The 6,724-nt window shown below is 71.9% G+C and carries 6 protein-coding genes and 1 pseudogene; 3 read left to right on the forward strand and 4 right to left on the reverse strand.

Annotated features, from left to right (window positions below):
* Nucleotides 1-12 precede the first annotated feature (12 nt).
* Nucleotides 13-1,011, forward strand: a complete 999-nt coding sequence (locus PKF00_RS35960) for an ArsR/SmtB family transcription factor (protein WP_271222186.1) — start codon at nucleotides 13-15, stop codon at nucleotides 1,009-1,011.
* A 74-nt stretch (nucleotides 1,012-1,085) separates the two neighbouring features.
* A complete protein-coding gene (locus PKF00_RS35965; RefSeq protein WP_271222187.1) occupies nucleotides 1,086-1,370 on the forward strand; it encodes a DUF427 domain-containing protein in 285 nt (94 codons plus the stop codon).
* Nucleotides 1,371-1,488: 118 nt separating this feature from the next.
* Here PKF00_RS35965 and PKF00_RS35970 read toward each other — a convergent pair whose 3' ends face one another.
* The 4 genes from PKF00_RS35970 to PKF00_RS35985 all read right to left on the reverse strand — a co-directional run bounded on the left by PKF00_RS35970 (nucleotide 1,489) and on the right by PKF00_RS35985 (nucleotide 6,121).
* Nucleotides 1,489-2,685, reverse strand: coding sequence for an FAD-dependent monooxygenase (locus PKF00_RS35970; protein ID WP_271222188.1), 1,197 nt, complete (start codon nucleotides 2,683-2,685; stop codon nucleotides 1,489-1,491).
* Complete coding sequence (locus PKF00_RS35975) at nucleotides 2,682-3,560, reverse strand: SAM-dependent methyltransferase (RefSeq protein ID WP_271222189.1); 879 nt, start codon at nucleotides 3,558-3,560, stop codon at nucleotides 2,682-2,684. Before PKF00_RS35975 ends, PKF00_RS35970 begins: the two co-directional genes overlap by 4 nt.
* A 245-nt stretch (nucleotides 3,561-3,805) precedes the next feature.
* Complete coding sequence (locus PKF00_RS35980; RefSeq protein ID WP_271222190.1) at nucleotides 3,806-4,117, reverse strand: hypothetical protein; 312 nt, start codon at nucleotides 4,115-4,117, stop codon at nucleotides 3,806-3,808.
* Nucleotides 4,118-4,513: 396 nt separating this feature from the next.
* Nucleotides 4,514-6,121 (reverse strand): GNAT family N-acetyltransferase, encoded by a 1,608-nt coding sequence (locus tag PKF00_RS35985; RefSeq protein WP_271222194.1) that lies wholly within the window; start codon nucleotides 6,119-6,121, stop codon nucleotides 4,514-4,516.
* A gap of 420 nt (nucleotides 6,122-6,541) precedes the next feature.
* On the opposite strand from PKF00_RS35985, the pseudogene PKF00_RS35990 reads away from it, so the two are divergent.
* Nucleotides 6,542-6,724 (forward strand): annotated as a pseudogene (locus PKF00_RS35990) (hypothetical protein); the annotation flags it as partial.

A 6,724-nucleotide genomic window follows, 5' to 3' on the forward strand; every position in this document is an offset into this window, starting at 1 on the left:
AGGGTTCCGGAAATGGGGGCGACGAACGTGGGCACGCGGGTGTGGAGTGAGCTGCGGGTTTCCTCGGCGCCGAACGTCTCGGTGTCGATCTCGCCGAACCTGACGGCGCTGGCGGTGATCGCCGACGCGCTGGCGGGGCGGCGGAGGGGACTGCCCGAGCCGTGGCGGCGCGCGACGCGCGAGGCGGTGAGCGTCCAGGGGCGGGAGGCGGTCAGACCGCTGGGAGCCCCGGGATACTCGGTCGTGCCCGACAGCGTGGTGCCGCAGACGCCGGTCGGGGACGTCTCGGTCGAGTCGCAGGTGGCCCTGCTGCGCGAGGTCTCGGGCGAGCGCCTGATCGCCGACCTCGAGCAGGCGTTCGGCGGCGAGCGGGTGCCCGAGCACTGGCGCCCCGCCGCGGACCGGCCAGGGCGGTGGCTCGCGGGGTACGCGACGGCGCTGGGGGACGTGTGGCGGGTCATGGGCCCGCTGTGGGAGCGCGCCGCTCCTCTGCTGGACCGGGAGATCGAACGCGTCGGCACCGCGGTGGTCAGGGGCGGCCTGGACGTGCTGCTGAGCTCGCTGAGCGAGCGGATCAGGTACGGCGAGGGCGGACTGCTGATCGGGGACCTCGAGGCGAGCAGCTACGACCTCGGCGACCGCCGGATGATCCTGGTCCCGATGCTGGCGGGGCGCGACGCGGTGATCGTGAACCTGGACCATCCGGACGTGGTGTGGATCGCCTATCCGGTTCCCGGGGCCGACACGCTGTGGCGGGGGAACGACGCACGGGCGGTCGACGAGCTGTCGGCGCTGGTCGGACCGGTGCGCGCGGCGCTGCTGCACTCCCTGGGGCGGCCGATGACGATGAGCGCGCTCGCGGCGGGGGCGGGGATGGTGCCCAGCGCCATCACCTACCACTGCGAACGGCTGGTCGCGGCGGGCCTGGTCAGCCGTGAGCGGCGGGGACGCGAGGTGTGGATCGTCCGCACGCACAGAGGCGCGGAACTGCTGGACCTGTTCAGGCACTGAACGCCCGCGTTCGCGGGCGGGGCGGGAGCAACGGGACGGTGGCCACCGGGCCCGCGGTGTGCGAGCCTTGGCGCATGGCTACTGCGCGCTGGAACGGCGAGGTCATCGCGAAAAGTGACGACACCGTGATCGTGGAGGGCAACCACTACTTCCCGATCGAATCGGTTTCCCCTCAGTACCTGAGGCCGTCGGACACCACCACATTCTGCCCCTGGAAGGGAACGGCGAACTACTACACGCTGCACGTCGAGGGCGAGGACAACTCCGACGCCGTCTGGTACTACGCGGAGCCCAAGCAGGAGGCGGCCCAGATCAAGGGACGGGTGGCCTTCTGGAAGGGCGTCGAGGTCACCGACTGAACCCGCAGGGGGCGGCCACCCGCCGCCCCCGCAACCGCGTGCCGGCCGCCTCCCGGGAACCGGAGGCCCCCTCTCCCGGCGGGAACGGCCCCGCCGGCGCCGCGGCGGGCGGACAGGGTCAGCCGACCAGGTCGGCCTCGACCTCGTGGCCGTACAGCCAGGCGTTCTGCCGGAGCGGGTCGCCGTCGGCGAAGGCCGCGTCGCGCTCCCGCTGGGCAGGGCCGTCGGGAAGGTGGTTCTGCACCTCGCGGCCCCGGCTCACCAGCTGGACCTGTGTGGCCCTCGGCTTGCGGATCTCCTCGTAGCGCAGCAGCGCCCGCGCGGCCGTCTCGGGCGTCGCCCCGCGCAGGCACTCCGCCAGGACCGCCGCGTCCTCGACCGCCTGGCAGGCGCCCTGACCGAGGAAGGGCAGCATCGCGTGGGCTGCGTCCCCGAGCAGGGTGACCCGCCCGTCGGTCCAGCTCTCCAGGGGGCCGCGGTCGTACATGGCCCAGCGTTTGGTCTCGGTCGCGGCGGCGATCAGCTGCCCGAGACGGGGATCCCAGGTTTCGAACTCCCGCGCCAGGTCCTCCAGCCGGCCGTCCGCCGTCCATGACTCGAGCCGCCAGTCGCCCGCGGGCACGACCGCGACGACGTTGACCAGCCGTCCCCCGCTGACCGGATAGTGGACGAAGTGCCTGCCCGGCCCCAGCCAGATCGTCTGCACCGGCCTGACCATCAGCTCCGGCGCGTCGGAGGCGGGGACCAGGCACCGGTAGGCGCACAGCCCGGAGAAGCGCGCCGGTTCCTGGGACGATTCGGCCACGATCGAGGACCGCACGACGGAGTGGATCCCGTCGGCGCCGATGACCGCGTCGGCGGCCACCGTGCTCTCCGCCCCCCGGGCGTCGACGAAGGTCAGCTCGACCTCGCGGCCGTCCTGCCGCAGACCGGTCAGCCGCCGGTCGAGCCGCACCATCTCGGGCGGCAGCGCCGACGCCAGCATGGCGAGCAGGTCGGCCCGGTGCGCCACATAGCAGTCGACGCCGTACAGCCTGCGACACTCCGCCCCCATTCGCTGGGAGAACAGCACCCGCCCGTCCTCCCAGCGTCTTAACTCCCACGCGGCCTCCAGCCTCACCGCGAAGTCGGGCAGCCGCTCGCCGAGGCCCGCCCGCACCAGGGGGCGCACCATGTTGGGGGCGACGATGATGCCCGCGCCGACCTCCCGCAGCTCCGACGCCTGCTCGTACACGGTGGCCTCGACTCCGGCCTGTCTCAGCAGCAGGGCGGCGGTCAGGCCGCCGAGGCCTCCTCCGACGACGGCGACCCTCACCGGTCGTCTCCTCTCCCGGCGGTCCGCCGTCCCAGGCGGCCCACCGCGCCGTCGATCCTGAACCGGGGCGGTGTGTCGTCGGGGAACAGCGGAAGTTCGTCGTTGCGCCAGTCCTGCACGGGGACCAGGCCCGGATCCAGCAGCTCGAACCCGTCGAGCAGGGCGAGCACCTCGGCGTGCGAGCGGAAGGTGGACTGCGTGGGGGAGTTCGCCGTTCCGGCCGACCACTGGGCGCGTGCCTCCGGGGCGCTCTCCGCCATCGCGTGGGAGATCGCCAGGTGGCTTCCCCCGGCCATCCGGTCGGCGAACTCACCGACGAGGCCTGCGGGGTCCTCCTCGTCGGTGACGAAGTGCAGCACCCCGACCATCAGCAGCCCGACCGGTTCCGAGAAGTCGATCAGCCGGTTGACCTCGGGATCCTTGATGACGCTTCCTGGCCTGCGGATGTCCGCCTGGACGCTCGTCACGTTCTCTCCACTGGAGAGCAGCACCTCGGCGTGCAGGCACACGACGGGGTCGTAGTCGACGTAGACGACCGAGGCCGAAGGGTCGATCCCGTGCGCGACCTCGTGGACGCTGGGGGAGGCGGGCATGCCGGTGCCCAGGTCGATGAACTGTCGGATGCCCAGCTTCGCCATGAGCCGCACCGCCCTGACCAGGAACGCCCTGTTGGCCCTGGTGGTCGTCCGGGCGTCCGGCGCGACCGCCAGCAGCCGGTCGGCGAAGGCGCGGTCGACCGCGAGATTGTCCTTGCCCCCCAGGAGGTAGTCGTAGACGCGAGCCGAACTGGGCACGTTCGGGTCGACGCCCGGGGGAACACGTTCCAACTCCGTCACCGCGACTCCTCCGTCGACGAAGGTCAGGGTGTTGATCATACTTCGCGAATCACCGCAGGTGCGGTGTATTCGGACTGGGTATCCGTCGCTAAGGATCTCTTAAGGATCTCTTTCCCGTGAATGTCACGCCGGGACTGCCGCTTTCCGGCGGTCTCCTTCCTGTGGCGCCTTTCCCGCGTGAGGTGACGCCCTTCTTCTTCGGCCTCCGGGAGGGGGGGAGACGACTACGGCCGTGTCGCCAGGGGGCGGGCACGGCCGTACGGGGAGAGCGGGAGGACGGGACGTCAGCGTGTCTGGACCTGGACGCTGATGATCGTGTGGCCGGTGATGTGGGTCGAGGAAACCGAGCCCGCGGGTGCCCATTCGCTGTAGATCGGGATGTAGCCAACACTCGGGTCGAAGTGTTTCTGCAGGACGAAGACCCGGTGCTCGCCCGTGCCGCTCGCGCAGTAGCTGCTGGCCGTCGAGGTGGCGTGGTCGACCTGGTAGCTGCAGCCGGTGGGGGCGGCGGAGGCGCTGGAGGCGGTCCCGGCCACCATCGCCGCGGTCAGGAGCGCGGTGGCGCAGGCGGCGGAGGCCCGTCTTCTGGCATTCATGCATGACTCCTGGGGGGTGGGGTGAGCGTCGTGCGTGTCGCCTGCCGTAGAGGTCCGCGCTGAGGTTGCGGCCGTCCGGGGCCGGAAGGGGGAGGGAGGGCGGAGAGGGGAGGGGAAGGGGGCGTGCCTGCGCCGGGGCCCGTCGTCCGCCTCGGAGACGGGACAGACGAAGCCACCGCAGCAGACCAGCGAATTTATGGTTAGGAAACTTTCTTTAAAGAAAAGATAAGCCCGCTCCCGGGGGGCGTCAACATCCCGCCGGGAGCCATGGGCGGCCGGGTTCTCGGCGGCGTGGAATCGCCTCGGCGGCCCTTTCCGACGAGGGTTTTCCGTTTTATCCGGTAGGAATTCATCGCCCCGGGCCTGTCGCGGGCCCGGAGCGCCTCGGAGATCCCCTCAGGAGCCGACCCGGTAGTGGTAGCCGTGCGAGTGGACGAAACCGGCCTGGGCGTACAGGCGCACGGCCGCCTCGTTGTCGCGCTCCACCTGCAGGTACAGCCGGTCGGCGCCCATCTCGCGCGCCCATCGGGCGCCGGCCCCCAGCAGTGCGGTCGCCACGCCCCTGCGCCGCAGTTCCGGCGCGGTCGCCATGCAGAAGACCCCGGCCCACCCCCGGTCGGCGACGAACAACCCCATTCCCGCGGCCCGGCCCTCGAGGGTGACGCTCAGGAAGGCGGCGGGTGAGGCGATGCGGGAGACGACCTCCGCGCAGACGGCCGCGCTGTCGTCGTGACCGTCCAGCTCGGCGAAGACGCCGAACCAGGATCCGGGCTCGTCCGTCAGGTCGACCGGCGGGGGCGATGCCCTCACGGCGCCCTCCCCGGGCACGGCGACGGCGGTGACGTCCTCAGCCGTCGCCGGGACGGCGATTCCGGTCGCCGTCGTGGCCGCGCCGGTCCCGGTCGTCGTCGCGGCGATGACGTCCTGGGTCGCCGCCGTGAGCACGGCGGTCGCGCCGCCGTGCCTGTAGCCGCGGGCCGCCAGGAACTCGTCCAGCTCGCGGTGCCGCTCCGCCGGGCTGACCTGGACGCGCACGGGCAGGCCGCGCTCGCCGTAGAACCTCTCGACGTGCTCGAACCCGCCGGCGAGGGGCCACGGCAGCGGCGGCAGCGCGGAGTTGCAGCGCTGGCGGGTCACGCCGGGAGTGTGCCTGAGCAGCCAGCCGTGCTCCTCCTCGACGACCGCCGCGGGCCAGGCCGCCGCCGCCCGCCGCTCGATCTGCCTGACCGCCGACGTGCGACAGGCCTCGACGAGGCCGGCGACGAGGCCGGCGAGCATGCCGTCCGCCCGTTTCCGCGAGGGTTCGTACTCGGTGATCCCGAGTCCCGCGATCTCGAAGCGCTCCGCCAGGGCGGTCACCCGCGCCAGGAGCTCGGCGGGGAGGATCCCGCCGGGCTCGGGAACGCCCACGAAGGGGAACACGTCCGGGTCGAGCACGTCGAGGTCGACATGGACGTACACGGCCTCGGCGCCCGTCCTCGCGACCAGGTCCTCCAGCGCCGACAGCTCGTCCACGCGGGCGTGGGCGATCCCCTCCGCGCGGACGTGGTCGCGTTCGGCGGGGTCCAGCGCCCTGACCCCGGCCAGGACGACCTGTTCCGGCCTGAGCGCGGGGACGGGCGTCAGTCCCGGCGGGCCGTCCCCGAGCAGCGCGCGCAGCACCATGCCGTGGAAGGCCCCGGACGGGGAGGACCCCGGTGTGTTGAGGTCGCCGTGGGCGTCGAACCACACCACCGCGAGCCGGTCGCCGTGCCGTCTCACCGCGGCGGCCACGGGTTCGAGCTCGACGCCGCAGTCTCCTCCTGCCGTGACGACGAGACGGCCCCGGGCGCGGGAGAGCGCCGCCCGGATCCGCGCGGCCGTCTCCGTGAGGGTCGGGCCCGTCGGCACCCGCACCCGTTCGGCGTCGGGGACCATGGCGGCCAGCAGGGACGCCCCCTGCTCCAGCCGATGGGCCGTGGCCGAGGACGACCCCTGCCACTGCGGCGCCTCGACGACCATCACTTCGGACAATGCCCTGCTCCCTTCGTCCCCCGGCCCGGGCCTCGCCGCGCAGCGGCAGGAGCCCCGGGAGAGCGGTCTCCGGCGCGCCTGCCAGCGGGAACGGCTCCGGCGTCCCTGTGCGGCACGGGCCGCGATCCAGGTCATGCCGGGAGCCGGTCGAGGTGGCACGGCGTTACGGACACCCCTTGTCGAGGGTTTTGTGCTGACGTTAAGTCGCTGCTGCGAGATGAAAATCATCTGCAAACGCCTTGACCTGGTCTCTTACTAGGAAAGAGTCCATATCGTGAAGTTATAGAAAATTGTAGGGTTCAACCTCTTCGCGAGCGGTGTCAGCTTTGGTCCAGTCCAGGCTGCCGGGTTCAGCCTGGTCGCCCGCAGCGGCATCGCACAGCTCCGGCCCTCGCCGGCCTCGTCGGTGTCGTGGCGGTCGCCAGGCCGACCAGGCACGACCCCCCGAAGGCCAAGGAGGCCATTGTGGACGCCGAGAACTACCCCGTCGAGGACCTCGACGATGAGAATGAGACCAGGGGCATCAGCCGCAAGACCCTGCTGAAGGCCGCCATCATAGGTGCCCCGATCCCGCTGCTGATGGGCAGCCAGATC

It is taken from the genome of Streptosporangium carneum (assembly GCF_027922005.1).
In the GTDB taxonomy this organism is placed as follows: Bacteria; Actinomycetota; Actinomycetes; order Streptosporangiales; family Streptosporangiaceae; genus Streptosporangium; species Streptosporangium carneum.

Excerpts from the sequence above, each read along its gene's own strand:
- PKF00_RS35975 (WP_271222189.1), bottom strand. The coding sequence starts at position 3,560 with ATGATCAACACCCTGACCTTCGTCGACGGAGGAGTCGCGGTGACGGAG.
- PKF00_RS35965 (WP_271222187.1), top strand. The coding sequence starts at position 1,086 with ATGGCTACTGCGCGCTGGAACGGCGAGGTCATCGCGAAAAGTGACGAC.
- PKF00_RS35980 (WP_271222190.1), bottom strand. The coding sequence starts at position 4,117 with ATGAATGCCAGAAGACGGGCCTCCGCCGCCTGCGCCACCGCGCTCCTG.
- PKF00_RS35960 (WP_271222186.1), top strand. The coding sequence starts at position 13 with ATGGGGGCGACGAACGTGGGCACGCGGGTGTGGAGTGAGCTGCGGGTT.